The organism is Hungatella sp. SL.1.14, from assembly GCF_024460495.1.
Taxonomy (GTDB): Bacteria; Bacillota; Clostridia; order Lachnospirales; family Lachnospiraceae; genus Hungatella; species Hungatella hathewayi.
The window spans coordinates 73,354-99,450 of the sequence record NZ_JANFYJ010000010.1; the positions used below are offsets into that span (position 1 = coordinate 73,354).

The following is a 26,097-nucleotide window of genomic DNA, read 5'->3' on the forward strand; positions in this document are numbered from 1 at the left end:
TTATAAACTCCCCCTTCTAAACTCACCATGACGCCTGTGCGCCATCCTCCGGAAGCTTTCCGGATACATACAGAAAACAGATAAAAAACAGAATCCCTTTCATCACACTGGAAATCGTAAATGCCCACCAGATCCCGTCTAAAGCCAGCGGCGAACTGCTCAAAATCATGGCCAGCGGTATTCTCGCCGAGGTGAATACAACGCTGATCACAGAACAGAGCAGCGTTTTGCCGAGACCGGACAGAGCTCCGACCGTCGTCAGCTCGACGCACATAAACATCTGCGAGAACCCTAAAATAACGAGATAGCTGATCCCCATGGGAATAATATCCGCCTCATGGATAAACAGCCCGAATATCTGTTTGGGAAATCCGATCAGCACCCCCGAGCAGAAAAGTCCCCATACAAACATGACGCCGACAGCCGTCATATAACCTTTCTTCACCCGGCGGTACTGGCGCCCGCCGTAGTTCTGGCCGATAAAGGAATTAATGGCCGCCGCGAATCCATCCGCCGTCATCCAGGAAATGGATTCGATCTGGCTTCCTACTCTCTGAACCGCCACGGCCGCATCTCCAAAGCCTGCCACAAACCTGGTCAGCACCATGGAAATACTGGTATAGATCAGATTCTGGACTGCGGCCGGAAGACCGATCCGCACCATCACCTTAAAATAATCCCGCGGAATCCGTTCCAGGAACCGGACCTTATCGAACACCAGCCTGTCCTTTTTCACAACCACGAGAAATACAATTGTTACAATCATCTGAGCCGTAACCGTGGCCACGGCCGCTCCGGTAACGCCAAGTGCCGGAAACGGTCCGATGCCGAATATTAAAACCGGATCGAGGATCATATTCATGACGAGCCCGATGACATTGGCGATAAACGGGGTTTTGCTGTCACCCATCGCTGTCAGAATTCCGGTAATGATCGCATTTAAAAAAGAAAACAGAATCAGGCCACAGGTGATCTTTAAATACACCTGTGCATTGTGAATAATGGCTCCGTCACTCAATCCGAAAAATCCAATGAGCGGACGGGCTCCAAAGACTGTAACAGCGGCAAACATCAGCGCAAACAGAACGCCCATCTGAATCGCACCCGCCGCGAATTTAGCAGCCTCCTCCGGTTTCCCGCTTCCAAGAGAATGGGCAACCTTTACCTGGCCTCCCATCTTGGCCAGAGCCACGACGCCCTGGGAAAGCCACGTATACATGCTGGCTGCTCCTACTGCAGCCACGGCGGGAGACCCCACCAGGCCAATCCACGCCATATCCGTCAGGCTGTATGCCGTCTGGACCAGCGCTGTGGCCATAATCGGCAGGGCCAGTCCCGTCAGAGACGTAAAGATATGACCGTGCAGCAAATCAATTTTCTTACTCATACACACCTCAAACAACACAGGATATCAGCAGGAAGGGCTGCCATGCCGGCAGCCCTCTGCATCCTGTTATCATACTATCTGATCGCTGCTTCTTATTCCGCAGCTTCCTGTCCGGACAAATACTCATGAATTCCTCTCGCTCCGGCACGTCCCGCCTCCATGGCAAGAATAACGGTGGCAGCGCCCGTAACGGCATCTCCGCCAGCGTATACGCCTTCCTTGGTGGTCCTGCCGTTCGATTCCTCCGCAACAATACATTTTCTGCGGTTTGTCTCAAGCCCCTTTGTGGTAGCAGAGATGAGCGGATTCGGTGAAGTTCCGAGAGACATGATAACCGTATCCACCTCAATGACAAACTCAGAACCTTCAATGGCAACCGGCCTTCTTCTGCCGGAAGCGTCCGGCTCACCCAGTTCCATCCTGATACACTTCATGCCTTTCACCCAGCCATTGTCATCCGTAAGAATCTCAACCGGATTCGTCAGAAGATTGAAGATAATTCCCTCTTCCTTTGCGTGGTGAACCTCCTCTGCTCTGGCCGGAAGCTCTGCCTCACTTCTTCTGTATACAATATGTACGTCTGCGCCGAGACGAAGAGCCGTTCTCGCGGCATCCATCGCCACGTTTCCGCCGCCGACTACCGCGACTTTCTTTCCGGCCACGATCGGCGTATCGTAATCATCACGGAACGCTTTCATTAAATTGCTTCTCGTCAAATACTCATTGGCAGAGAATACGCCGTTGGCGTTCTCTCCCGGGATTCCCATGAACATCGGAAGACCCGCTCCGGAACCGATAAATACGGCCTGGAAGCCTTCTTCATCCAGCAGTTCGTCGATGGTCACCGACTTGCCGATGATGACGTCTGTCTCGATCTTAACGCCTAACTTTCTCACGTTGTCAATCTCAGGCTGAACTACGCCTTCCTTCGGGAGACGGAATTCCGGAATCCCGTATGTCAGTACGCCGCCCGGCTCATGGAGGGCTTCAAAAATCGTCACCTCATATCCCATCTTCGCCAAATCGCCGGCACATGTCACACCGGAAGGGCCGGAACCGATGACAGCGACCTTCTTGCCGTTAGTCTTCTCCGGAGCCGCCGGAACGAAGCCGTTCTCTCTTGACCAGTCTGCCACGAAGCGCTCCAGCTTACCGATGGAGATTGGCTCACCCTTAATTCCGCGGATGCACTGGCCTTCACACTGGCTCTCCTGCGGGCATACACGGCCGCAGACAGCCGGAAGCGCGGAAGACTTCGCGATTACCTTCGCGGCTTCCTCATAATTGCCTTCCTGAACTTCCTTGATAAATCCGGGAATATCGATGGATACGGGACAGCCGCCCACACACTTCGGATTCTTGCACTTCAAACAGCGGCTGGCTTCCGCCCTCGCTTCTTCTTCATTATATCCAAGACAAACCTCTTCGAAATTTGTCGCTCTGACCTTCGGGTCCTGCTCTCTGACAGGCACTTTCTTCATCATATCCATTACTCGTCACCTCCACAATGGCCGCATCCGCCATGATGGGTCGCACCCTCATGAAGTCTTAACAGCGCACGGCCTTCTTCCGTCTTATACATCTGCTGTCTCTTCATCGCCTCGTCAAAATTCACCAGATGGCCGTCAAATTCCGGTCCATCCACACAGGCAAACTTCACTTCTCCGCCCACGGATACACGGCAGGCACCGCACATGCCTGTTCCATCCACCATGATCGGATTTAAGCTTACGATAGTCGGAATTCCCAGTTCCTTTGTCATCAGGCAGGTGAACTTCATCATGATCATCGGTCCGATGGCTACGCAGACATCGTACTTCTTTCCCTGGTTTACCACCAGGTCCTTAATCACTTCGGTAACCATGCCTTTTCTCTCATAGGAACCGTCGTCAGTGGTGACGTATAAATTACCGGCCACGGCACGCATCTCGTCTTCCAGAATCAGTAAATCCTTTGTCTTGGATCCCATAATGACATCGACGGAAACGCCGTGTTCCTTTAACCATTTAACCTGAGGATATACCGGAGCTGTACCCACGCCGCCGGCTACGAATAAATACTTTCTGTTTTTTACTTCTTCAAAATCGTCATGAACAAACTCGGACGGATTACCCAGAGGTCCTACGAAATCGATGAAGGAATCTCCCGTCTTCAAACCGGCCATTCTCTCTGTGCTGGCTCCGACGATCTGGAACACGATGGTGATGGTTCCCTTTTCTCTATCATAGTCACAGATCGTAAGAGGAATACGCTCTCCCCTCTCATCCATCCTGACAATTACAAATTCTCCCGGCTGGCAGGCTTTAGCAATCCTTGGCGCTTCTACGTCCATCAGATAGATCTTGTCAGCTAATTTCTCTGCTTTTAAAATCCTATACATCTTCATCCTCCTAATTCTTTTGGTGAATTATACCTGTACGCCTTTCCTGATAGCCTTCCCCAACAATCAGGAGAAATGGTACTCATATCATCTTACCATCCAAATTCCAACCTGACAATATGAATTCTCAAAAATAAAGGATAATGATCCCTTATTTCTTCCGATACATCCGGAAACTGTAGCACAGATTAAAATAGGTGTGCTCGTCGCTTTCCGCCGCCAGGCTCCAGTCTTCGGATTTGTCTAAGTCGGGAAAATGGGTGTCTGCGCTGTATTCATAATCGATGAAGGTTACATGGACCGTATCACAGTAAGGCAGGAACTGATCATAGATACTGCTGCCGCCAATGATGAATACGGAGGCCTGGGGATATTGTTTCAGAAATTCAAACGTCTCGTCCGCGGAATGGCAGACGACTGCGCCCTTTACCCTGTAATTCCGGTCTTTCGACAGGATTACGTTGATCCGGTTATACAGCGGCTGCTTTCCCGGAAGCGTCTCGAAGGTTTTCCGTCCCATCACGACGATTCCCCCTAAAGTCTCCTCCCGCAAAAGGCGCTGGTCCTCCGGGATGGAGACCAGGAGCTGCCCCTGATTTCCGATGGCCCAGTTTTTGTCAGCGGTTACTAATATGTTCATATTTATCTTCCTTCTCGTCTGCTGTATTCTTTATTTCTTTTTGTATGTCCGAAATTCAAAATGAAGTGATTCGTATACCTTATCTTCTCCGACCTGAACCATTTCCCAGTCTTCCCTTTCATCCAAATTAATAAAATAAGTATCCGGGCTTAATTCGGCTTTCATATAAGTGACATATGCAGTATCACAGTAAGGTAAAAACTGTTCATATACACTCTGCCCTCCAATTATATAGACATCTTCTGAATCATATCCTCGAACTGCCTCTAAAACCTCTTCCACACTATGACATATCACGGTTCCTTCCGGACAATAATCATAATTACCAGTAAGAAGGATATTGATTCTGTTCTTTAATGGTTTCCCTTCTGGAAAGCTTTCCAGAGTCTTTCTGCCCATAATTACTATTTTATTCTTAGTGGTAGTTCTAAAAAATTTCATATCCTCCGGAAGATGGGTAAGTAAACCGCCGTCTCTTCCTATTCCCCAGTTTCTGTCAACTGCTACTATGGTCTTCATTTTTTTCCTCCTGTCATTACTGTTCCCTTTTCAAATAAATATTTCTTTTCACTTTTTCTATTATCTGTTATGATATAGATACTTGTCAATTAGTATTTAAATAATCAATTTATAAGTAATCGGAGGACATTTTCTATGAGCTGTGCAGATCAGATATTTATTCAGAATTGTAAAGAAATACTGTCAAATGGTGTTTGGGATACGGACCATGACGTGCGCCCGGTCTGGGAGGATGGCACCCCCGCCCATACCATTAAAAAATTTGGAATTATAAACCGCTATGATTTATCAAAGGAGTTCCCGATTTTAACACTCCGCAGAACCGCTTTTAAATCTGCGATTGATGAATTACTCTGGATATGGCAGAAAAAATCAAATAACATCCATGATTTAAACAGCCATATCTGGGATTCCTGGGCTGATGAAACCGGAAGTATCGGTAAAGCATACGGGTACCAGCTGGGAATCCGGCATCAGTATAAAGAAGGCGAATTCGATCAGGTGGACCGGGTTCTCTTCGATCTGAAGCACAATCCCTTAAGCAGGCGCATTATGACGAACCTGTACAACCACCAGGATCTGCATGAGATGAACCTTTACCCCTGCGCCTACAGCATGACCTTTAACGTTTCCGGCAATGTATTGAACGGAATTTTAAACCAGAGGTCTCAGGATATGCTGACCGCCAATAACTGGAACGTGACGCAGTACGCCGTTTTGCTGCATATGTTTGCATCAGTAAGCGGCTTACAGGCCGGGGAACTGGTTCATGTCATTGCGGATGCCCACATTTATGACAGACACGTACCGATCGTGAAGGAAATGATAGAAAAAACGCCCTATGACGCGCCGAAGTTTATCATGGATCCGGAAATTCATGATTTTTACAGCTTCACAAAGGACAGCTTCCGGCTGGAGGATTATCAGTACCATGCGTTTACGGATAAGATTCCGGTTGCAATCTAGGAGAAGGCCGGCGGGTCCGCAGGTATACTTAATCGTGAAAAAAGGAATAAGCAGGCTGGACACCAGCCGCTTATTCCTCTCTTTTTTATGCCAGATACTTCTTAAGCGCCTCCCTGACTGCACCCGCCCCGGCAATCTCCTCCAGGAACATGGCTTCCGTCAGGCTGCCGATTCCGGCGTCGTATAAGTTAACGCCAAAAATATTCTCATTGGACAGAATCGGTTTTAACTGTCCTGCATACGTCTCAGGCTTCCCTGCCTCGACGCCCTTTAAGCATTCCATAAGCTCCGGAATCATCGGATCGGCGGAAAGCTCAAACGGTTTTAACTCATCATCCACCGCCAGCAGATAACGGCACCAGCCCGCAATGGCCAGGGGGATAAAGGTCAGCTTCTTCGCATCCCCATACCGTTCCACATAGGATTTGATCGTCTCCCCGTACCGGATTCCCACCTTCTGGGACGTATCGCTTGCGATTCTCTGGGGTGCATCCGGTATAAACGGATTCGGAAGCCTGTCGCAGATGACCTCATTGACAAACGCTTCCGGTGAAAGAATCTTCGGATCCGTCACCACCGGCATTCCCTCTGTCAGCCCGATTTTTTCTACCAGGGCCTTCAGTTCAGTATCCTTCATCTCCTCCGCAATCGAAGTGTATCCCAGAATACAGCCATATACGGCCAGCGCCGTGTGCAGCGGATTTAAACAGGTTGTTACCTTCATGCGCTCCACCCGGTTTACCGTATCCCTGTCCGTCATATAGACACCTGCTTTTTCCAGTGCAGGCCTTCCCGCCGGAAATTTATCCTCAATCACCAGGTACTGCGGCCCCTCCGCGTTGACAAAGGGCGCAATATACGTCCTCTTAGAGGTGATAACCGGCTGCATGGAGGAGACTCCGTCAGCTTCCAGCTGCCCGGCCAGTTCGGCACTGGGCCTGGGGGTAATCTTATCGATCATGGACCAGGGGAATGCAATCTTTTCTTCATTCTTTAAATATGCAAGGAAGCCGTCATCCACAAATCCCTTTTTCTTCCATTCCTCCGCCATGGTGAGAATGGAATTCTGCAGCTTCTCTCCGTTATGGGAGCAGTTGTCCATGCTGACGACAGCCAGCGGCGCGGCGCCATGCCGGTACCGTTCCAGCAGAAGGGCGCAGACCACTGCCATGGCGCAGGATGGCTCCTTCGGCCCATTGTCAATATCGTTCTGAACGAATGGAAAATACGTTCCATCCGCCCCTTTCAGTGCATAGCCTTTTTCCGTGATCGTAAAGGATACCATCTGAAGGGAGGAGCTTGTAAATATGGTGCGCAGACGCTGCCACTCTTTTGGATCACCGGAATCCGCCTTCACGCCCTCTGCAATGGATGCAATCACCTTCTTCTCCGTGCTCCCATCCGCCTTTAAGGTAATTAACAGGGCCAGATCGTCAAATGGTTTATAGATTTTATCCATAATGTCAAAATCAAAGGTCTCAGCCGCAATAATCCCGGTTTGGGCCAGGCCAGCCTCCAGAAGCGCGTCCTGAAGATTGGCAATAAAGCCGCGGAAGATATTACCTGCGCCGAAATGAACCCATTCAGGATTCTCCTTTGTCCTCTTCACCATTGCCGCCCTGTCATAGGTTGGAACGGCAATCCCCGTTTTCTCCCATGCCTGCCTGTCCTGTAATCCTGTATCTGTTAAATTCATGTTTACACCTCTCTCGTTTATTTTAGCGCCGTATCATGGCAATTTAAGAAAGCAAATTTCCGGCACACGCTATGCAGTACTAGTGAAGGCAGCCAGCCAGAAAATCCGTGGCAAAACCGTCGTTTCTCCGTTTTTCCACTGCTTCGCCGCCTGTAAAGCTTTCCGCATATTTCTCCATCAGGAACCGTTCTTCCTTCACCATCTTATTTAAATGAAGAGCCAGCAGCCGGTGTACCCGCTCCCTGTCCCGCATCAGAACGGCCTCCATAAGCTCCCTGTGCTGCCGCACGACTCCGTCGCTGATCCCGGTCTCCGTTAAGGACAGCAGACGGATCCGCCGGTAATCTCCTGAATTGGCGTGAATAATCCGGGCGCAGGTTTCCCGGTCGGCACCCTGGTAAAACACAGAGTGGAACACCATATCTTCTTCCAGAAACGCCCGGCAGTCCCTGTCTTTCACAATTTTTTCCTGCCGGTCTAAGGATTCTTTAAGAGCCGCGGCAGCCGCTGAGTCCGGTCCGCTTAACGCCATGAATTCCAGCATGACCTGTTCTTCCACACAGCTCCTTAGAAACCGCTCATTGTCAGCTCTCTGGAAATCAATTCTGGATACCATCGTACCTCTCTGCGGCAAAAAAGTGATGAGGCCTTCCTTGGACAGCCGGATCAGCGCTTCCCTGACCGGCGTTCTCCCCACCTCATATGCGTCGCAGACATCCTTTATACTGAAGACCAGACCGGGTCTCAGTTTTAAATCAAGGATATCCGCCCGCAGTACGTCGTACATCCGGTCTTCCCGACTGCCGCTGTTTTCCTTTTCTGCTGTCTTTGCTGTCTCTGCTGTCTTCATGGTATTTTTCTTTACGGCAGGGATTTCTGCACCAGCTTTTTTCGTATCCTTCTCAGCCATTTTTTCTGATCGCTTCCCATAAGCCCTGTAAATACATGACCCCCAGCGCCCGGTCATACAGACCGTAGCCTGGCATTGCTTCTTCCCCCCAGATTGCCCGGCCGTGATCCGGACGGATCACCCCGTCAAATCCGGTATCGTAAAGCGTCTTCATAATTCTGTACATATCCATGGAGCCGTCGGAAGATAAGTGAGCCGCTTCCTCAAAATCCCGTTCGGAATTATATTTTAAGTTCCTGACATGAGCAAATGCAATTCTGCCCTTCGCGGCCTCGATGATGCCCGGAATATCGTTCTTCTGATTGGATCCCAGAGAACCGGTGCAGAGAGTCAGCCCGTTATACGGCCTGTCAACCGCCCTTAAGAGCTTTTCAATGTGAGCCTTATCCGTAATGATTCTGGGAAGCCCGAATATCGGCCACGCCGGATCATCCGGATGAATTCCCATGCGGATATCATATTTTTCACAGACCGGCCCGATGGCTTCCAGAAAATATACGAGATTGGAGAACAGCTTCTCCTCGTCGACCTCACGGTACATCGCAAACAGCTCGGCCAGCCTGCCCATGCGCTCCGGTTCCCAGCCCGGCATTACATAGCCGGCGGACATGGCTTCGATGGATTCTCTCATATGCTCCGGATCGATCTGATCGATGATATCCTGATTATAGGCGAGAACGGTGGAGCCATCCGCTCTCTTTCTGGCCAGCTCGGAACGGGTCCAGTCAAACACAGGCATAAAGTTATAGCATACCATGTGGATGTCTTCCTCGCCCAGACGTTCCAGAGTTTTGATGTAATTTTCAATATAGCGGTCTCTGTCTCCCGCACCAGTCTTGATATCGTCATGGACATTGACCGATTCAATTCCGAGAATGGAGAGTCCTGCTTCCTCCACGGTCTTCTTTAAGCTTCTGATCTCTTCTCTCTCCCAAACCTCTCCCGGCCGGGTCCCGTAGAGTGTTGTGATAACGCCTTTCACGCCCGGAATCTGACGGATCTGTTCCAGTGTTACGGTGTCATAGCCTGGTCCATACCAGCGAAGTGACATATTCATATGAATTCCCTCCTGATGATAAATAAAATTGGTTTACAGCTTTCCTGCCTGTTTCTGAGTTGACCACCATCTGCCGTATACTAATATATTAGCACTAATATATTAGTTTGCACAGGGGATTTTTAACGGAATTCCGCCTGTTTTTTTATGAAATATGTCTAAATAGCTTTCCTGCTACTTCTCCGCTGCCTTCGACATCACAACTCCCGTGATTCCCATCAGGACCAGCGCCGGCAGACAGCTGATCACCATCACGGCAAATCCGAACAGCCCTTTTAAATGGGTAATAAACAGAAGACTCTCCGGAAGCGTCACCTTATCATAAATCCACTGGATCAGCTCCGGGGCTTTTAATAACGAGATATCCATCAGCCCGATCTCCGCCATCAGAAACGCGGCTGATATCAGGAGAAAAGAGAGAACCGCTGCCTTTTCCCCATTTGTTTCTTCCTGTTTTATAATCTCTGTGCTCATATTTTTTCCTCCTGTCGCAGTCTTTTCTTTTACTAAACCGCATTATAATGCCGGACTGTGACTGTTTTGTGAAAAATAGATTATAAAACTGTGTTCTGCTCTCTGCTCCTGCCGGTTTCTGCAGCGATATTATATTCTTATTATGCGCATTTTTCACAAAAATTAAAAAAATTTAATTTTTTTCTTACATCCGTACGGGTCGATCGGTTATAATGGTCCGCAGACGGAAACAAATGCACCCTTTCCGTTTCAGCCATGTGCGTATAATCTGAATAGATGTAAATCCAGCAATATCTGCGTGTAGTCTATAAGCGGAATTCTTCCGTTTTGATTACGCGCAGTTTTTATTTATAAGGAGTGATTATCTATGACAGAGACAAAACGAGATGCAAACGCCAGTCTTGCATCAGAACCAATCGGCAGACTTCTGCTGAAATTTTCAGTACCCTGTGTACTATCCATGCTGGTCAGCGCCCTCTATAACATCGTGGACCAGATCTTTATCGGGCAGAGCGTCGGTTACCTTGGAAACGCGGCGACAAATGTTGTCTATCCCTTCACCGTGGCCTCCCTGGCCCTGGCTCTTTTAGCCGGAGATGGGAGCGCGGCCAAATTAAGCCTCTCCCTGGGCAGCGGCGATCAGGAAACCAGCCACAAATGCATCGGCAATGGAATCCTGGCCACCGTATTCATTGGTATCGTGATGACCGCAGCTGGCTTTCTGTTTTCAGACCAGATTCTCCGCCTGTTTGGCGTAACGGAGGCCAGCTATCCCTATGCCAGGGAATATATGGAGGTCATTCTGATCGGAATCCCGTTCTATATTTTCGCCTCCGGCATGAACGCAGCCATCCGGGCCGACGGCTCCCCCGCCTATTCCATGTTCTCCACGGTCATCGGAGCCGTGCTGAACCTGATTCTGGATCCGGTCGCCATCTTCGTATTCCACATGGGGGTACGGGGCGCGGCCATCGCCACAGTCATCGGCCAGGCAGCTTCCTGCTTCGTCACCATCCTGTATTTCCGGAAACCGAAATCCTTTCGCTTCTCAAAAACCAGTTTCCTTCCGGATTGGCGGCTGCTGGGGCAGATCGGCCAGCTGGGAATCTCCAGCTTTATCACACAGATCGCTATTGTCATCGTTATGAGTGTCTCCAATAACATGATCGGGCTCGCTGGACCTAAATCCATTTACGGAGCTGATATCCCGCTTTCGGTGGTTGGAATCGTTATGAAGGTATTTGGCATCGTCATTGCATTTTCAGTCGGTATTGCAGTCGGCGGCCAGCCTGTCGCAGGATATAATTACGGAGCCGGTAATTTTAAGCGTGTCTTCGATACGTACCGCCATATTATCGCGGCCAATGCAGTGGTGGGCATCATTGCCACACTGCTCTTTGAATTCTGCCCTCAGGCCATCGTCAGCCTCTTCGGCAGTGAAAGCAGTCTGTATAATGAATACGCAGACATGTGCTTCCGCATCTTTCTGGGCGGCATTCTGCTCTGCTGTGTTCAGAAGGCAAGCAGTATTTTCCTTCAGTCGATTGGAAAACCGGTGAAGGCGACAATCCTTTCCCTCTCCAGAGACGTCATTTTCCTGGTGCCGGGCGTCATCCTGCTGTCGATGGCCTTCGGCGTCACGGGAATGCTGTGGGCAGCCCCCATCGCCGATGTACTCTCTCTGATTCTTACAATTATTCTAGTCTCACATGAATATAAATGTTTAAAGCGAATGGAGGTCAAAACACATGGATAATCGAATCATTACCATCAGCCGGGAATTCGGCAGCGGAGGGCGCACCATAGGGAAAATGACAGCCGAAAAGCTGGGAATTCCCTATTATGACAAGGAGCTGGTCAAAAAGGTAGCTGTAGAGACTGGATTTGACGAATCCTATATCGAGAAGCAGGGCGAGGATGCCCCCTCGAAAAGCATCTTCGGGTATGCCTTCGCCGCCAGAGGAATGAACGGCGCCATGAACGGAATGTCAGCCGACGATTTTCTGTGGGTAATCCAGAGAAATGTCATCCTGGACCTGGCGGAAAAAGGCCCCTGCGTCATCGTAGGAAGATGTGCGGACTATATTTTAAAGGAACGGGCGGACTGCCTCAATGTCTTCGTCCATGCTGACGAGGACATCCGGGCTGAACGTATCGTCCGTCTTTACGGGGAATCGGAAAAAAGTCCGTTGAAACGTCTGGAAGAGAAGGACAAGAAGCGGTCTGTCTATTACAGGTATTATACCGGCCGGGAGTGGGGCATGGCAGCCAATTACGATATCGCCCTGAACAGCGGAAAGCTGGGCCTGGAGCGGTGTGTAGAGCTTATTGCAGAGCTCACGGATATCCAAAAGGCCCTTACCAGTTAGAGGACGCGGACTTTCCTGCACAATAAAAAGGCCGCTGCGCCAGTAGCATCTCTGCTGGCACAGCGGCCGATCCAGCCGCTTCCTTCGGTTCTCCAGATTCTTCCTGCCGGACAGGCGTTAAGTCAACAGGTCTTCCATTAATTCCTCCTGCAGCGCCTCGTCCATCAGCTTCATGGTTCCTTCAGAAAACACCTGCGGATACGGGAAACGCTTCATACCGAACAGCTTTCCAAACTCGACGCAGACACTGCCGCCGTTCATGGCACAGATCGTTCCCGCTCCATAGTTTTTATGCTCTACCTTCTTATTTATAATTTTCACAGACACATCTCCATTTCCCTCACTCTCCGGCCGATCAGGTCTTCCACCTCATCCTTTTCCACATCCAGTGCAGCTGCAAATTCTCCGTATAAAAAGTCCTCTGCCAGCTTGAGATACAGTTCGTCGCGCGCCGTGTTCTTCCGGCCCTCCGCCAGACGTTTCTGCTTCTTCAGATACAGGGTCTTGATAATCTGCATCCAGCCCATACAGTCATTCTGCCTCATGATTTCCCTGTACCTTTCCTCACGCCTTTTTTCATCCGGAACCCAGACTGTTTCCACCTGCGGGATCCTGTCAATCAGTTCCAGCGCTTCTTCCCTTGTAATTGCCCGGCGTAAGGAGTTTTTTTCGCTGTCCACCGGCGTGTAAATGGTATTTTTCTGTGTATATAGCGGTTCCAGCGTATAATAAAGCCGCCCCCGCTCCGCAATGCCTAAATCCAGAGGACCGATCGCTTTTATCACACAGATTCCATGATTTCCAAATACAACGTGATCATTTACCGAAAACATCCATTTCCCTCCTGAAGTCAAAACAAAAAAAACGCTGCCTGCAGAAATGAAAACAGATGCTTTGGAACTTCAATGATTCCAAAGCATCACCATTTCGTTACTGCAGGTATCCATCCGTACTGTAGGAATTGTACTGTTTCCTGATCTTTACCACCAGGGAGCCGTCCGCCTCCTTCGTCTTCTCTTCAATGACGTAGTTCACACTGCTCTTATCGAGCTTTTTACAGAAGATGGCAAAATCCTGTTCCGGATCCGCCTCCTTCGTCGTATCAAATCTCATTGTCTGCAGCAAACATGCGCTTATAATTCGTCTCATGCTAAAACCTCCCTTTTCTATAGGTTTATTTTAGCATTTTGAAATGTAAAATGTCAGCGTTTTTTTGATGTTGGGAAAAAGTTTGTTAAAAACTATCGATGAGTAATCGTCTGTGTATTGTGCAGATTTACCATAGGCTACTGCGTCTCGTCACCGCTCCGGCCATGCATGTGCCTGCCGCGTCCCCGGCCTCGTCCGCGCTCCTGACCTTCCCATCCGTCTAACAGCTTATCCAGAAGCTCCGACAGTGTTTTCTTCTCCTCGTAGTTCAGACAGGCAAACAGGCCGGAGGCCGCATCTTCACGCTCGCCTTCCAGTCTGGAGGCTCTTTCCATTCCGCTTTCCGTCAGCCTTACTTCCATCTGACGCCGGTCATTCTCGCTCTGGCTCCGCTCAATAAATCCATTGGCTTCCACCTTATTTAAAATCTCACTCAGGGATCCGGAACGCACCTCCAGAATATCCTGAAGCTCCCGCTGGGTAATGGTTCCGCTCTCCAACAGTGCAGACAGAATTCTTGCCTGCCCTGCCTTCTCTCCCATATTATAATGCAGAAAATGGCCGCAGGCGCGAAGCTGGCCCTGCAGCTTTTCTTCCATTCCAAAGCTGCGGCAGCGGTGTTCTCTCATTTCCCCATTTCTTCCATGCGCTTCCATTCCTCTGCATCTTCGCAGCTCTCCCAGTTCTCTTCCGCCATGACTTTGACGTCCTTCTCCCTGAGTGTGACTGCGCGGCAGATCGGTTCTGCTATCTGCTTCTGCATGACTCACCGATTCATGGTGTCTGCCGTTATGTCTGCTTCTGTCGTTTCTTCCACACTCTTCCGTTCGCCCGCTTCTGTTATTTTCTTCCTGACTAAAGTATGCACGCCCTTTTCCACACTGTAGCGCTCCGGCTTCGCAGTGGTTCGGGCAGCACGGACAGTTCATTCTATTTTCATCCATCTATAAATCCTCCTGTTCTGTATCATTGCAACTCAATTAGTTAGGTACCTTGCAATATTGATATTACATCTTATTTCAACATTTGTCAAGGTACCTTGTAATATTTTTTTTGCAGATTATACGGATGAAAAATGCCTTATGTAATCAAAAGTATATATAAACGCTCTGTCCATTGTTTCCATAAACGCCTTTTGAATATGTGGAAAAGCCCGCAGAAACGCGGCAGAATGAAATAACTCAGGAATCCGATTGCAGTCAGCTGCGGCAGCAGCCTTACGATGGTTTCTTGCGCTTATGAGCCGTAATAATCGTGTAGCTGAACGCATTCACGGTTATGATGCAGAATTCATTTTCGGCATACCAGTTTTTTCCGTTTCTGGTAATACATGTATTGGGATTCCCGATCATTTCACGGCACCATACCACGGCATCCTCCGCATCCAGTGACAGATTTCTCCGGATCCGCATCACCCCCAGATCCGTGGTATGAAGTTTGTCCAAATTTAAAAGCAGTTTCTTTTTATCCTTGCAGTCCATCTGATGATTCTCCCCGGCTTTTCGCCTCCGTTTACTCCTCTTCTTCCTCCAGAAGCGTGTAATCCCGCTGAAACAATTCCTCGCAGACCTCCAGCTTCAACTGATCCCACTCCAGTTTTTCCAGCAGCTTTTCTCTCACAAACCGTTTACTTTTCTGCCTGTAATGGGGAAGGTGGTTCTGTTCGATAATATTCTGGAGCTCCGCCCGCCATAGAATGGCGAGCTGCAGTTCCCGCTTCATTTTGGGGTTCTGCTGTGGGGGCCGCATCTCCTCAATCACGATATCCCTGCCGTTTACGGAAACAACCAGCACTCCCCAGTAGGCCGGTATATGTTCTTCCACATGCTTCGCATGGGATCTGCCGATTACAACGTAGTTCTCGTCACAGTATTTATCGTAATCACGGATCTGCCTCCTCAGGCGCTCGTAGGTGTCGGCATCACTCTTGATCTCCAGCCCCGTGATTCTGCGCTCCGTCACCATCAGCACATCCGCTCTCGATTTTCCAATGATTTTCTCCTCGAACATCCTCGCTTTCCCAAACCGCTCTTCCAGGTAGTCAAACAACGGCTCCCTGATATCACAGTCATACAGCAGTGCGTCCATTCTCTCCATTCCCATAACCTCGCTGTTTTATCCTGCAAAAAATGACAGGCACTGACTCGTATCCGGACACGCCTGCGCTGCTGATTGAAAAGCCTTCTGCACGATCACGCCTTCACAGCCCATCTCATCTTCGTCGACCTGGCCCGCCCGTTCCTTAAACACTCTTCCGCCGACGGCCGTATGACCTCGTCCGCAATCTCGCTGTAAACACCTTCCTTCTTCAGGCGTTTAAAAGACTTCTTCACCAGTCTGTCCTCCCCGGAATGGAAGGTCAGAACCGCTACACGGCCGCCCGGTGCCAGCACAGCCGGAAGCTTCTCCAAAAATGAATACAGCACTTCGAATTCACTGTTTACATCGATCCTCAGCGCCTGAAACGTTCTCTGGCACGATTTTTTCACCGCCTCCTTCCGGTCTGCTGCCGGAACCCTGGAGAGTGCCTTCTCAATCACCTGGCGAAGGCGCGTCGTGGTATCAATGGGATTGCCCCTTCTGATTTCCTGGACCACAGCTCTGGCGATCTCTTCTGCATATGGTTCGTCCGCATTTTCCAGAAGCATCCCCCGCAGTTCTTCCTCCTCTATCGTCTGCAGCCGCTCCGCAGCCGTGATTCCCTTCTCCGGATTCAGCCGTAAGTCCAGCGGCCCCTCCGTTTTATAGGAAAAACCGCGGTCCGGATTGTCGATCTGCATGGAGGATACACCGAGATCCGCCAGCACGAAATCGAAAGGTCCCACCTCAGCCGCCACACGGTCAATATTTGCAAAGTTCTCCTGAATAATCGTCAGGATTTCCGGGCCGAATCCCTGGCTCTGCAGCCGTTCCCGCGTTTTTGCCAGCTCAATGGGATCGACATCAAGGGCATAGAGATGCCCCTGGGACTGCAGGCATTTTAGCATTTCCCGGGTATGGCCGCCATAGCCGAGCGTGGCGTCAAGCCCTTTCTGCCCCGGCTTAATCTGGAGGAAATCGAGGATTTCCCGTACACAGATCGAGAGATGCATCCCCGCCGGCGTACTGCCTTTGCTCACCACCTTCGCCACAGTATCCGCGTACTTCTCCGGCTGCAGTTCCTTATATTTTTCCTTATAGTTTCTCGGGTGGGTCCCTTTATACCGCACCCTGCGCTTATGTGTCTGTTCCTGATTTTCCATTTACTCCTGCCTCTCTCCTTCTGTTTTAGAACCGGCCGCGCCGGCATCCTTATTCTGCCTGAATCCCCGTATTCTCCGGATATTGGACGGCACGGTCTTCCCCATTGTTCAGGGCTTCAATCCACAGAGTGCCATCTCTTTCGTTCAGCCACACTTCGCCATTCCCCACGGCCACGCCCCGATAGCTCCACCAGACGTCGTCTTCCGCCATGAGTTGACCGATGCGTTCCTTATAAACCTCTGTGAAGATCTCATCGTAATACGCCAAAAACTCTTCCGGGCTCTGGACAGTCACCTGCTTATCCGGCAGAACCACCTTCTTCGGAAATGCGATCATCCGGGAGGCCTCCTCCTTCTCCCCTGCCTTTACGTGAGCCGCGAATTTCTTCAGGAAAGCCTTCGCTTCCTCTTCTCTGATTCCGGTTATTTCATACATCTGGTCCTCACCGCCTGCGCTCTCTGAATAACCGGCGTCAGGGGAGGTCCTGTTATTTATAAATTCCATGATGGTGCTGATGCTTTCATTGGCCTGAGCCTTATCAACCGCTTCCGACAGTTCTGCGTCGAGCACAAATTTCGTTCCATCCCCCAGGAAAATCCGTGTAGTCGGAAATGGAACCACTGCCTCAAGTCCTGTCCCTGTTATATAGGAAATGATAGTGATCACATCCTCATATCCGTCACCGTCAATATCCCGAAATGATACCATATCCACCGATTCAAAGGTCCAAGGTGAGGAGCCTTCAGGCCACGCCTTCGGAAATTCATATACTATTTCATTATTTTTACTCAAATAGAATATCACATCATCATGAACATGATCCGCTGGCGGCGCATAGGAGATAAAACGGACCTCTCCCCAGTTTTTCCATGTAACGTCGAAGCTCTGTCCGGCAATGATACGGCTATCATCCAGCGTGTTTTCCGTTTCAGCACTCTCCATTTCAGTGCTCTCCATTTCGGCGATTTCCGTCTCTCCGGCGGAAACAGGATTCTTAGACGCAGATACCGTAAAGGATTCCGCAGTCTGCGGCACCTCTGCGGAAGACCGGTCCGTTTTCGCGGCCTCTGCAGTCTGGCCGTGCGAGCAGGCGGACAGCAGTCCCGCGGACACTGCCCCTATCAAAACCACGTATTTCATTGGATTCTTTCGCTTCATCATTGATCCACACTTCCTTCCAGGACTTCCTTCTGTCTTCCGATATACCGGCCGGAACGTTCTTTCTTTTATCCCATGTAGTATAACACAGCCAAACCATGTCATCAATCCCGTTATGCAATTTACAGAAGGCGGAAAAAAAACGGAAGCAAACGTGCCTCCGCCATTTTATATTTCACACCCCACCGCTACGCAATATATAAAATCTCCACATCCCCCAGCGCCTTTTTTATCTCCTCCCGCAGATATTGCTCCGCATCTGCCCTCACTTCCGGACGGTAACAGTACTTTCCCCGGCCGCGGCCCGTCATAAGTTCCTTATCGTAGAGCTCCGGCGCCGCCGGAAATGCCTCTCCATTGATGGCCCGGTGCACAAAGCTGTATGTCATCAGGATTACTTCCAGAAACATCTCCCGCTTCATCTTCGGCGAAAGATGGTCTCTCAGCGTCTGAAGCAGCGTCCGGTACTCCTCTTTCCAGCCTTCCATGATGATAACCGGGGCAATCAGCAGGCCGCAGGGATATCCGGCGTCACACATCCGGTTGACCGCATCGATCCGCTTCATCAGGGACGAGGTTCCCAGCTCGATTCTGCTGATTATCGACTGGGGATTCACACTCATGCGGAAAATCGCCTTTCCCCGGTGATCTAAGTCAAGCAACGGCTCCACCATATGAAACTTCGTTGGAAATGTAATATGGCCCCGCCCCCGTTGGGCAAACTGGGTGATCGTCCACTCCAGATTGCCTGTAATGGTATTTTCCAGAACCAGGTCGCTGTTGCTGCCGATCTCAAAGGTCTTCCCGGTCTCACCGTTCATTGACACTTTTATCAGCCGGTCCATCATCTGCTCCCTGTTTACAAAAAGCCGCAGATACGAGCACTTATTGTAATTGCAGACCAGATAGCAGTACAGACACATGGCGCTGCAGCCGGAGGAAGTGTAGGGAACCAGATAATCGGACACCTTGTGATTTTCCACATACTTATGGGTCTTTCTGGTCCCAATAATCAGGTTCCGTTTCATCCGGCCGAATTCCTTATTCGGTTTCTCCTGCATCTCGGGAATCCGGTTATGACTTTCTATGGGAATCCAGGGCAGATCTTTAAACCGCTCCCTCAACTCCCTCCCCAACTGGTAATTTACTATATCCGGCTCATAATAGACTTCATAAAAATGCTGCATACCGTCTCCGTTTCCTCCGGCTCATATCCAACCGGAACGTTTTTTAACAGTATGCAGCAATGCAAAAAAATTATTCTTGTTTCATAACAGGCAGTCTTCTATCTGCTCTCATAGAGATCCGCCGTATAATTCTCCATCGGATTCCAGTTCTTAAATTCAAAATCGTCGGCAGACACATCGGCGCCCTTCGCCTTTGCGGCATCGATGGCTCTCATCCACTCCTCCTGAGTCTTGTCGGAGAGTGTCTTTAACTCTGTCTTATAATCGATGTTCTGTGCCAGAATACCCTGTGCGATTTCCCCAAGTCCCGGAGTGATTGCGGATACCTCTGCGTAAACATCGGCTGCAGCCGGATTTCCCACGATGGGATCTGGCGCCAGCGCCGCTACCTCATTGTTCAGATTGTAATACTGAAGCATGACGTCATCCGTCATATGAGCCTTGTTGGCCGCATCGATAACCGATACGAATCCGCCGTCTTCCACGAGACCCGCCTGATAATCCTCAGAATAGAGTTCGGTTAAATACCTGGCCGCCACATCCGGATGCTTGCAGTTGGCGGAAATTCCCATCCACGGCTGCGCTCCGATATAAGGAAGCTTTCCCTTCATTCCATCATCCGGTGCCGGAAGCGCCATCACGCCGAAATCCAGATCCGGGTTATCCTTGCGCCATGTAGAGATACACCATGCACCCTGAATGATAAATGCCGCCTGATTCTGTGCAAACAGCGCACGTGCTTCCGGAGCCTTGATGGAAACAGTGTCCGGATGGAAGCAGCCTTCTTTTACCAGCGTATCATAGAATTCATAGGCGCTCTGCATCGCTTCGGAATTCAGCGTATTCTGCCCATCCACCAGAATCATCTGGGAGATATCGCTGCACTTGCCGCCATCTAAGCTGGCCAGAGAACGGAGAGCCAGTTCCAGACGGTTGGCCTGCGCACCGCTGTCGATGATTCCAAAGAACCTGCCGTTTCCGGCATCGCTCACCTTCTTGCAGACATCCAGGAACTCGCTGCGTGTCTTCGGAAGCTGGTTCTCATCGATTCCCGCCTCCTTCAGCACATTCTTATTGTAAAATACAAGGGTATTGATGATATTGGCCGATTCCGGAAGTACATACGTCTTTCCGTCAATCGTCGTAATTCCTTCATTCAGCGCGCCATCCGCAAAAGAATTCAGGAAATCATCGGATACGTAATCGTTCATCGGCATAAACCAGTTTTCCTTCAGCGCCGCACTCAGCTTCATGCCGGAAGGAAGCGGGAATAAATCCGGTGCATTCCCCGCCTTGATGGCGGAAATAACCGTTTCCTTAAATTGATCCGCAGTCAGAACCGTATATTCAATCGTGACATTGGGATTCTCCTCCATAAATTTCTTGTGGAATGCTTCCCTGCGCTCCTTTGTGCTGTCGCTCCAGTCAATGATCTTAAGCGTCACCTTCTCATCGGCCGGCGTATCCACCGCGCTGGTCTCTTCCTTTGCCTCTGTCACGGCTGCCGTCGTATTCGCCTCCTCCTTCGTCTGCACATTGACTCCGCAGGCGCTTAAGGAACCGGCCATAAGCACGGCCAGCGCTGCCGCAAGGGCTCTCTTTACTTTTCTCATAAAATATATCCTCCTTTATTTGAGTTTCTTTAATAATTTGTGTTTCTTTATTTGAATTACTTTGCTTCCATTTTCTGAACTCTGTTTTGAGACTCAGCTCTTTACCGCTCCGGCAATTCCGTCTACAAAATACCTCTGCAGTGCAATGAACACACAGATCACCGGCACGATTGCAATACTGGCTCCGGCGGCTATTCCGGTCCAGTCAACCACATTTTCACCCCGTAAGGCATAAAGCCCCACCGCCAGCGTCCGCAGGGACGGGTTGTTAAGCGTAATGATAAGAGGCAGTAAAAAGGAATTCCACGTCCAGATAAACTGCATGATCACCACGGTTACCATGATGGGTTTGGCCAGCGGAAACATGACGCTTCCATAGGTCTGGACGAAATTTGCACCGTCAATGGTGGCCGCCTCTTCCATCTCATTGGGAATCGAGGCGTAGAAGCTGGAAAACAGCATCAGGAAGATCACATGGCCGCCGCCCGACTCCGCCAGGATCAGACCCACCAGGCTCTGGGACAGGCCCATATTTTTTAACAGCTCGTAGATCGGGATCACGGTAAACACCAGAGGAATCGTGATGCTGGCCATAAATATTTTCATAATCAGGCCTTTCCCCACAAAGGAATAGCGGCCCATGACGTATCCGGCCAGGGAGGTGCTCAAGAGCACAATCACCACAACCGATACCGTCACGATGATGGAATTTTTAAAGTAAATACCGAAATTCGCATTGTTCCATGCACGGATAAAATTATCCAGGTTTAAGGACTGGGGAATCAGGTTCAGTCCGCTTGCAAAAAATTCATTCTGCGTCTTGAAGGAGGCCGAAATCATCCAGAGAAACGGGTAAATCCACAGAAAGGAAGCCACAGCCAGGACCGCGTAAAGGACGGTCTTCCCCACCTTACTTAAAATCGATGTTCTTTCCATATGTTCCTCCTATATCGCGTTCTTCTTCTGGAACGCTGTCTTTACCACATTGCCCACAGTTCCGATTACCACGACGATGATTCCAAATGTCATGGCCGCGGCACTGGCGTAACCCAGTCTGGGCATTCCGCTGCTGCTTGCGTAAGCCGTCCGGTATACGAAGGTAGCCGCCACGTCCGTGGAATAAAACGGTCCGCCATTGGTCATGGTCTGAATTAAGTCGAACACCTTTAAGGAGCTGATGATACAGAGCACGGTAATCACGCCGCCGATGGGAATAATCAGAGGGAAGACCACATGGAGAAAGGTCTGCCATTTGTTGGCACCGTCGATGGTCGCCGCCTCATAGACATCCTGGGATACGCTCTGCAGCGCCGCCAGCCAGTAGATCATAAAGGTACCTGAGTCCTTCCAGACACCGATGAGCACCACCACGATCAGCGCCGTGTTGGCATTGCCCAGCCAGTTCAATCCCCTCACTCCGAAGAGAGACAGAAACTGATTGATGGAACCCGTGCCGCCGAAGATAAACATCATGATAATTCCCACGATGGAAGCCGTCGTAATAACAGGCAGGAAAAACACGGTTCTGAAAAATGTGGCGCCCTTCTTTAAGATGCTGTTAAAGATGTAGGCCAGCGCCAGTGAAATCACCAGCTGCAGCGGAACGGCCATGATCATATACTTAAAGCTGTTTGCCACCGCGTTAAAGAAGTATTTGTCCTGTAACAGTTCTTTAAAGTTGTCCAGTCCGATGAACAGGGCGTTTGATGTCATCCCCGACCAGTCCAGGGTGGAATAGAAAATACTGGAAAGTATCGGATACCCCTGAAACAGTATGTAGAGTATCATAGTGGGAATCATAAAGATCCAGCACCACATGTTTATGCGCCTTCTCTGCTTCTTTCTGCGGTCCGTTAACCTGACCTTCGAAGCACCTGAAAACTGTCCTTTCATGGAAAGCCCTCTCTTTCTTCCTTTTAATTATTTTTTATAATCAATAAGGCATTGCTTTTGCTGGTTACAATATAACACTTTTCTATATTTCATGCAATACTTAATCGATAAATAATGTGTTTTTGTTTATAATATCACCTTTTTCAATATTTTATTGTGCATTTTATACATATATTTTTATTCTTGTTTTTTGTTATAATACTTATAAAATATAATTAATTATCAGTTGCATTTCAGGAGGATTTTTATGACGATCAACATTTTATATTCCTCGCATTCCGGTTCACCTGTCGTTTTTGCGGCGCAGGAGCTGGCCCGGTGCCTGGCGAAAATAGTTGCGGATTCAATAATTATAACAAATAACCAGAATTGCCGGTCAGACGAAGTCCCGCTTCGGCTTGAATCGTTGAATAACCCGAAGGACAGTGAGGATGCATACTCCATCGACGTCACCCCGGCGGGTGGCACCATCTCGGGAAGCAATGACCGCAGTGTTCTTCTCGGCGTTTACCAGTACTTATGGCTTCTCGGCTGCCGTTTCCCCGCTCCCGGCAGGAAGCACGAATCCTTTCCTTCTTTATATAAGAAAGAACAGCTCTCCGCCAGCTGTCAGAAACAGGCGGCGCTGCATCACCGGGGCGTCTGCATCGAGGGAGCCAATTCTCTGGAAAATATTCTGGATTACATCGACTGGCTGCCGAAACTGGGCTGCAACAGCTTCTTTCTGCAGTTCCAGCTGCCCTATACCTTTATGGCCCGCTGGTATCACCACGAGATGAATCCCCTTCTGAAGCCGGAGGAATTTACAAGGGAGACCGCCGCCGCCTTTACCGCCCGAATCGAAGAAGCGCTTCAGGAGCGCGGCCTCCTTCTCCATCAGGCAGGCCACGGCTGGACCGGAGACGTGCTTGGCTTCCCCTGCGCCGACTGGAAAGCGGCTTCCGAACCGCTTCCGCCGGAGACCGCTCCGCTCGCCGCCTGCATAAATGGAAAACGCGAATTATTTCACGGAGTTCCCATGAACACCAATCTCTGCTATTCCAACGAGACCGTGATCGAAAAATTTTCCGACCGGGTTGTGGAATACTGTATACAACATCCGGCTATCTCCTGCGTCCACGTATGGCTGGCGGATGAATTTAACAATATCTGCGAGTGCGAGGCCTGCCGGACCCAACTGCCCACAGACCAGTACATACGGATTTTAAACCGGATCGACGAGAAGCTGACCGGACTGCACCTTGACACAAAAATCGTCTTTCTGCTCTATCAGGAGCTCTTATGGCCGCCTGTAAAGGAAGCCTTCCGCAATCCAGACCGTTTTCTCCTGATGTTCGCCCCCATCAGCCGTACGTTCGAGCATTCCTACCAGCTTAAGGATACCTACGGGCCCGCTCCGGCCTACGAAAGAAACCGGATCACACTTCCTGTGGGGCTTGATGAGAACATGGTATTCTTAAAATCATGGCAGAACTGTTTCCACGGCGAAGGCTTTGTATACGACTATCCGCTGGGCCGGGCGCATTACGGTGATTTCGGCTACATCCATATAGCCGAAATCATCGGCCAGGACATCCGGAAGCTGAAACAGATGGGACTGGACGGCTATATCAGCTGCCAGGAGCTCCGGGTCTGCCTCCCCAACGCATTTCCGGCTTACGTCATGGGCCGCATGCTCTTTGACGCCGACGTAACATTCGGGGAGCTGAAGGAAGAGTACTTCCGTGCCGCCTACGGGCCTGGCTGGGAACAGGTTCTTTCTTATTTGACAAAGCTGTCCTCCCTGTGCAGCTGCGACTATTTTAACGGAAAAGAGGATCGGAAGGACCCAAGAGAGGCAGCCGCCATGAAAGAATTGATCCGCCTCGCAGAGCACGCCCCCCTCCCCGGGCAGGAAGGCACGGACAGTCTCACCGACGCACAAAATTTATTTTGGAAATATCTTGACTACCACCGAGAATATAGTTTACGATTAGGGAAAGCGCTGATGAAGCTGGCCGGGGGAGAGGAATTGGAAGCGCAGGAATGCTGGCGGCAGTTCCAGCATATGATCTGCGAACGGGAAACGGAATTCCAGGAGTGTCTCGATGTGTACCGCGTCACCGAAGTATCCACCAAATACACCGGCTTTCTGTTGGAAGAACCGCTCATCAGCACACTTTAGAGTGGGAAGAACCACGACATGCCCCAGAGCGTGTTTGAAAATTATGGAAGAATGAGGTCGCTGCAGCCATGTACAAGGGGAAAAAGAAGAAAGCATCCAACCGGAGCCGGATTTTGGAGTGTATTTACCGGAACGCGCCCATTGCCCGAACGGATATTGCCGAAGAGACTGAGATCACGCCTGCAACAGTAACCATGAACGTTACCACGCTGATTTCAGAGGGATTTGTGAGGGAACTGGGAGAGGTCTCGACCGATGAGGCCTCCTCGGGACGCAAGCGTGTCCTGATCGACATCATACCTGACAGGGCTTACAGCATCGGTTTGGAGTTTACCCAGAAGGCTCTCGTCATCTGTATCACGGACTTAAAGGGACGAATCCGTTTCCAGCGTACAGAACCATTTAACGAGGAACTGGCCGGCAGAATTACCGACGCCATTATCGGCGGTGTAAAGGATCTGGTCGCGGAGTCCGGAATTTCATGGGACGAGATCGTCGGTATCGGAGCAGCGGTTCCAGGCCACATGAACGGGAGCGCTTCCAGCCTGATTACCAACCGGAAGACCTGGCAGAATTTCGACCCGAAGCGGATTGAACAGGAGCTTCCGCTCCCCATCGTCTGCGAGAATAACGCCCGGTGCATGGCCCTTGGCGAATATCTCTTTTCCCCGCAGGAAAGCCCCGACAGCTTCGCATTTTTCCACGTAGGCATGGGAATGTTCTGCGCCAGTGTCGTAGACGGCGAGATGTTCCTGGGCGAAAATTATGTGGCAGGAGAGATCGGCCACACCATAGTAAGCGAGGGCGGGCGCCGCTGTGAGTGCGGCAAATACGGCTGTCTCCAGACGTACGCCAGCGAGAACCACTTAATCCGGAACGCAAGGCTGCTGTACCGGAACACGCCGAATACCATATTGAGAAGTCTCGTGTCCGACGATTCCCAGATTACCATCGGGACGATCACCACCGCCTATTCCATGGGCGATCCCGTCATCGGAATGTATATCGCGGAGGCGCTGAAATACCTGGGCATCACCATTTCCAATATCGCCATCATCACCAATCCGGGCAAGATCTTTCTGCATGGCCAGCTCTTTGACAACCAGGACATTCAGAACGAACTGATGGATTACATCGAGCGGCAGCTGATATTCGTGGACCGCACCTATGCAGGCAACGTGGAAATCCTGCCGTATGGGGCCGCAGACGGAGCCGTGGGCGCCAGCGCGCTAGCAATTCTGCGCTTCTTTATCAGGCCGGTTATAGGAGAATAGATGCAGAGTCGCTGAAGT

General features: G+C 50.2%; 26 protein-coding genes. 5 read left to right on the top strand and 21 right to left on the bottom strand.

Translation table 11 applies throughout. The features are described from left to right. Window positions 1-22 precede the first annotated feature (22 nt). The 5 genes from NE473_RS12675 to NE473_RS12695 all read right to left on the bottom strand — a co-directional run bounded on the left by NE473_RS12675 (window position 23) and on the right by NE473_RS12695 (window position 4,926). Complete coding sequence (locus NE473_RS12675) at window positions 23-1,387, bottom strand: MATE family efflux transporter (RefSeq protein WP_055649086.1); 1,365 nt, start codon at window positions 1,385-1,387, stop codon at window positions 23-25. A 92-nt stretch (window positions 1,388-1,479) separates the two neighbouring features. After that, entirely contained in the window at window positions 1,480-2,877 is a 1,398-nt protein-coding gene (gltA, locus tag NE473_RS12680; RefSeq protein WP_006774570.1) for an NADPH-dependent glutamate synthase, read from the bottom strand. Next, window positions 2,877-3,767: a sulfide/dihydroorotate dehydrogenase-like FAD/NAD-binding protein gene (locus tag NE473_RS12685; RefSeq protein ID WP_055649085.1), complete on the bottom strand. Its 891-nt coding sequence runs from the start codon at window positions 3,765-3,767 to the stop codon at window positions 2,877-2,879. The genes gltA and NE473_RS12685 overlap by 1 nt, the downstream gene beginning before the upstream one ends. 151 nt (window positions 3,768-3,918) lie before the next feature. After that, window positions 3,919-4,407, bottom strand: coding sequence for a dihydrofolate reductase (locus tag NE473_RS12690; protein ID WP_055649084.1), 489 nt, complete (start codon window positions 4,405-4,407; stop codon window positions 3,919-3,921). A 30-nt stretch (window positions 4,408-4,437) separates the two neighbouring features. Next, on the bottom strand, window positions 4,438-4,926 hold the full coding sequence (locus NE473_RS12695) for a dihydrofolate reductase (protein ID WP_055649083.1): 489 nt from the start codon (window positions 4,924-4,926) through the stop codon (window positions 4,438-4,440). A 135-nt stretch (window positions 4,927-5,061) separates the two neighbouring features. On the opposite strand from NE473_RS12695, the gene thyA reads away from it, so the two are divergent. Continuing rightward, the gene (gene thyA / locus NE473_RS12700) at window positions 5,062-5,892 is read left to right on the top strand and encodes a thymidylate synthase (RefSeq protein WP_055649082.1); all 831 of its coding nucleotides are present in this window, start codon (window positions 5,062-5,064) and stop codon (window positions 5,890-5,892) included. A gap of 85 nt (window positions 5,893-5,977) precedes the next feature. Here the strand turns inward: thyA and NE473_RS12705 are convergent, their stop codons facing one another. The 4 genes from NE473_RS12705 to NE473_RS12720 all read right to left on the bottom strand — a co-directional run bounded on the left by NE473_RS12705 (window position 5,978) and on the right by NE473_RS12720 (window position 10,029). Beyond that, window positions 5,978-7,588, bottom strand: coding sequence for a mannitol dehydrogenase family protein (locus NE473_RS12705; protein ID WP_055649081.1), 1,611 nt, complete (start codon window positions 7,586-7,588; stop codon window positions 5,978-5,980). A gap of 79 nt (window positions 7,589-7,667) precedes the next feature. Further along, entirely contained in the window at window positions 7,668-8,498 is an 831-nt protein-coding gene (locus NE473_RS12710; protein ID WP_155560728.1) for a GntR family transcriptional regulator, read from the bottom strand. After that, window positions 8,491-9,555 carry a mannonate dehydratase gene (gene uxuA, locus NE473_RS12715; protein ID WP_055649079.1) on the bottom strand — a complete coding sequence of 355 codons (1,065 nt, stop codon included), beginning with the start codon at window positions 9,553-9,555 and terminating at the stop codon, window positions 8,491-8,493. The genes NE473_RS12710 and uxuA overlap by 8 nt, the downstream gene beginning before the upstream one ends. Before the next feature lie 174 nt (window positions 9,556-9,729). After that, on the bottom strand, window positions 9,730-10,029 hold the full coding sequence (locus NE473_RS12720; protein ID WP_022030527.1) for a hypothetical protein: 300 nt from the start codon (window positions 10,027-10,029) through the stop codon (window positions 9,730-9,732). Window positions 10,030-10,396: 367 nt separating this feature from the next. Between NE473_RS12720 and NE473_RS12725 the strand changes: the two genes are divergently transcribed. Next, a complete protein-coding gene (locus tag NE473_RS12725; RefSeq protein ID WP_055649078.1) occupies window positions 10,397-11,785 on the top strand; it encodes an MATE family efflux transporter in 1,389 nt (462 codons plus the stop codon). Further along, window positions 11,778-12,398, top strand: a complete 621-nt coding sequence (locus NE473_RS12730; protein WP_055649077.1) for a cytidylate kinase-like family protein — start codon at window positions 11,778-11,780, stop codon at window positions 12,396-12,398. Before NE473_RS12725 ends, NE473_RS12730 begins: the two co-directional genes overlap by 8 nt. Window positions 12,399-12,515: 117 nt before the next feature. Here the strand turns inward: NE473_RS12730 and NE473_RS12735 are convergent, their stop codons facing one another. From NE473_RS12735 to NE473_RS12790, 12 genes are all read right to left on the bottom strand, one after another. After that, complete coding sequence (locus NE473_RS12735; protein WP_006776452.1) at window positions 12,516-12,719, bottom strand: hypothetical protein; 204 nt, start codon at window positions 12,717-12,719, stop codon at window positions 12,516-12,518. Then, window positions 12,716-13,231 (bottom strand): CarD family transcriptional regulator, encoded by a 516-nt coding sequence (locus NE473_RS12740; protein ID WP_055649076.1) that lies wholly within the window; start codon window positions 13,229-13,231, stop codon window positions 12,716-12,718. Before NE473_RS12740 ends, NE473_RS12735 begins: the two co-directional genes overlap by 4 nt. A 97-nt stretch (window positions 13,232-13,328) precedes the next feature. Beyond that, window positions 13,329-13,547 (bottom strand): hypothetical protein, encoded by a 219-nt coding sequence (locus tag NE473_RS12745; RefSeq protein ID WP_039893637.1) that lies wholly within the window; start codon window positions 13,545-13,547, stop codon window positions 13,329-13,331. A gap of 137 nt (window positions 13,548-13,684) precedes the next feature. Then, window positions 13,685-14,491, bottom strand: a complete 807-nt coding sequence (locus NE473_RS12750) for a MarR family winged helix-turn-helix transcriptional regulator (RefSeq protein WP_055649075.1) — start codon at window positions 14,489-14,491, stop codon at window positions 13,685-13,687. Window positions 14,492-14,764: 273 nt separating this feature from the next. Next, on the bottom strand, window positions 14,765-15,028 hold the full coding sequence (locus NE473_RS12755; RefSeq protein ID WP_155560729.1) for a DUF3781 domain-containing protein: 264 nt from the start codon (window positions 15,026-15,028) through the stop codon (window positions 14,765-14,767). 31 nt (window positions 15,029-15,059) lie between these two features. Beyond that, a complete protein-coding gene (locus NE473_RS12760) occupies window positions 15,060-15,644 on the bottom strand; it encodes a sce7726 family protein (RefSeq protein WP_022030534.1) in 585 nt (194 codons plus the stop codon). A 95-nt stretch (window positions 15,645-15,739) separates the two neighbouring features. Next, a complete protein-coding gene (gene rsmH / locus NE473_RS12765; protein WP_155560730.1) occupies window positions 15,740-16,789 on the bottom strand; it encodes a 16S rRNA (cytosine(1402)-N(4))-methyltransferase RsmH in 1,050 nt (349 codons plus the stop codon). A gap of 49 nt (window positions 16,790-16,838) precedes the next feature. Continuing rightward, window positions 16,839-17,951, bottom strand: coding sequence for a hypothetical protein (locus NE473_RS12770; protein ID WP_155560731.1), 1,113 nt, complete (start codon window positions 17,949-17,951; stop codon window positions 16,839-16,841). A gap of 185 nt (window positions 17,952-18,136) precedes the next feature. Then, the gene (locus NE473_RS12775; protein WP_118041057.1) at window positions 18,137-19,135 is read right to left on the bottom strand and encodes an SPL family radical SAM protein; all 999 of its coding nucleotides are present in this window, start codon (window positions 19,133-19,135) and stop codon (window positions 18,137-18,139) included. A gap of 98 nt (window positions 19,136-19,233) precedes the next feature. Beyond that, a complete protein-coding gene (locus tag NE473_RS12780; RefSeq protein WP_155560732.1) occupies window positions 19,234-20,748 on the bottom strand; it encodes an ABC transporter substrate-binding protein in 1,515 nt (504 codons plus the stop codon). Between the two features lie 93 nt (window positions 20,749-20,841). Further along, complete coding sequence (locus NE473_RS12785; RefSeq protein WP_138314399.1) at window positions 20,842-21,684, bottom strand: carbohydrate ABC transporter permease; 843 nt, start codon at window positions 21,682-21,684, stop codon at window positions 20,842-20,844. Between the two features lie 9 nt (window positions 21,685-21,693). Then, window positions 21,694-22,641, bottom strand: a complete 948-nt coding sequence (locus tag NE473_RS12790; RefSeq protein ID WP_118077952.1) for a carbohydrate ABC transporter permease — start codon at window positions 22,639-22,641, stop codon at window positions 21,694-21,696. Between the two features lie 247 nt (window positions 22,642-22,888). On the opposite strand from NE473_RS12790, the gene NE473_RS12795 reads away from it, so the two are divergent. After that, complete coding sequence (locus tag NE473_RS12795; protein WP_155560733.1) at window positions 22,889-24,805, top strand: DUF4838 domain-containing protein; 1,917 nt, start codon at window positions 22,889-22,891, stop codon at window positions 24,803-24,805. A 68-nt stretch (window positions 24,806-24,873) separates the two neighbouring features. Then, window positions 24,874-26,079, top strand: a complete 1,206-nt coding sequence (locus tag NE473_RS12800) for an ROK family transcriptional regulator (protein ID WP_155560734.1) — start codon at window positions 24,874-24,876, stop codon at window positions 26,077-26,079. Window positions 26,080-26,097 lie beyond the last annotated feature (18 nt).

Bases quoted from the DNA above. Each gene is read 5' to 3' on its own strand.
- NE473_RS12675 (WP_055649086.1), bottom strand. From the start codon at position 1,387: ATGAGTAAGAAAATTGATTTGCTGCACGGTCATATCTTTACGTCTCTG.
- gltA (WP_006774570.1), bottom strand. From the start codon at position 2,877: ATGGATATGATGAAGAAAGTGCCTGTCAGAGAGCAGGACCCGAAGGTC.
- NE473_RS12685 (WP_055649085.1), bottom strand. From the start codon at position 3,767: ATGTATAGGATTTTAAAAGCAGAGAAATTAGCTGACAAGATCTATCTG.
- NE473_RS12690 (WP_055649084.1), bottom strand. From the start codon at position 4,407: ATGAACATATTAGTAACCGCTGACAAAAACTGGGCCATCGGAAATCAG.
- NE473_RS12695 (WP_055649083.1), bottom strand. From the start codon at position 4,926: ATGAAGACCATAGTAGCAGTTGACAGAAACTGGGGAATAGGAAGAGAC.
- thyA (WP_055649082.1), top strand. From the start codon at position 5,062: ATGAGCTGTGCAGATCAGATATTTATTCAGAATTGTAAAGAAATACTG.
- NE473_RS12705 (WP_055649081.1), bottom strand. From the start codon at position 7,588: ATGAATTTAACAGATACAGGATTACAGGACAGGCAGGCATGGGAGAAA.
- NE473_RS12710 (WP_155560728.1), bottom strand. From the start codon at position 8,498: ATGGCTGAGAAGGATACGAAAAAAGCTGGTGCAGAAATCCCTGCCGTA.
- uxuA (WP_055649079.1), bottom strand. From the start codon at position 9,555: ATGAATATGTCACTTCGCTGGTATGGACCAGGCTATGACACCGTAACA.
- NE473_RS12720 (WP_022030527.1), bottom strand. From the start codon at position 10,029: ATGAGCACAGAGATTATAAAACAGGAAGAAACAAATGGGGAAAAGGCA.
- NE473_RS12725 (WP_055649078.1), top strand. From the start codon at position 10,397: ATGACAGAGACAAAACGAGATGCAAACGCCAGTCTTGCATCAGAACCA.
- NE473_RS12730 (WP_055649077.1), top strand. From the start codon at position 11,778: ATGGATAATCGAATCATTACCATCAGCCGGGAATTCGGCAGCGGAGGG.
- NE473_RS12740 (WP_055649076.1), bottom strand. From the start codon at position 13,231: ATGTTTTCGGTAAATGATCACGTTGTATTTGGAAATCATGGAATCTGT.
- NE473_RS12745 (WP_039893637.1), bottom strand. From the start codon at position 13,547: ATGAGACGAATTATAAGCGCATGTTTGCTGCAGACAATGAGATTTGAT.
- NE473_RS12750 (WP_055649075.1), bottom strand. From the start codon at position 14,491: ATGGATGAAAATAGAATGAACTGTCCGTGCTGCCCGAACCACTGCGAA.
- NE473_RS12755 (WP_155560729.1), bottom strand. From the start codon at position 15,028: ATGGACTGCAAGGATAAAAAGAAACTGCTTTTAAATTTGGACAAACTT.
- NE473_RS12760 (WP_022030534.1), bottom strand. From the start codon at position 15,644: ATGGAGAGAATGGACGCACTGCTGTATGACTGTGATATCAGGGAGCCG.
- rsmH (WP_155560730.1), bottom strand. From the start codon at position 16,789: ATGGAAAATCAGGAACAGACACATAAGCGCAGGGTGCGGTATAAAGGG.
- NE473_RS12770 (WP_155560731.1), bottom strand. From the start codon at position 17,951: ATGATGAAGCGAAAGAATCCAATGAAATACGTGGTTTTGATAGGGGCA.
- NE473_RS12775 (WP_118041057.1), bottom strand. From the start codon at position 19,135: ATGCAGCATTTTTATGAAGTCTATTATGAGCCGGATATAGTAAATTAC.
- NE473_RS12780 (WP_155560732.1), bottom strand. From the start codon at position 20,748: ATGAGAAAAGTAAAGAGAGCCCTTGCGGCAGCGCTGGCCGTGCTTATG.
- NE473_RS12785 (WP_138314399.1), bottom strand. From the start codon at position 21,684: ATGGAAAGAACATCGATTTTAAGTAAGGTGGGGAAGACCGTCCTTTAC.
- NE473_RS12790 (WP_118077952.1), bottom strand. From the start codon at position 22,641: ATGAAAGGACAGTTTTCAGGTGCTTCGAAGGTCAGGTTAACGGACCGC.
- NE473_RS12795 (WP_155560733.1), top strand. From the start codon at position 22,889: ATGACGATCAACATTTTATATTCCTCGCATTCCGGTTCACCTGTCGTT.
- NE473_RS12800 (WP_155560734.1), top strand. From the start codon at position 24,874: ATGTACAAGGGGAAAAAGAAGAAAGCATCCAACCGGAGCCGGATTTTG.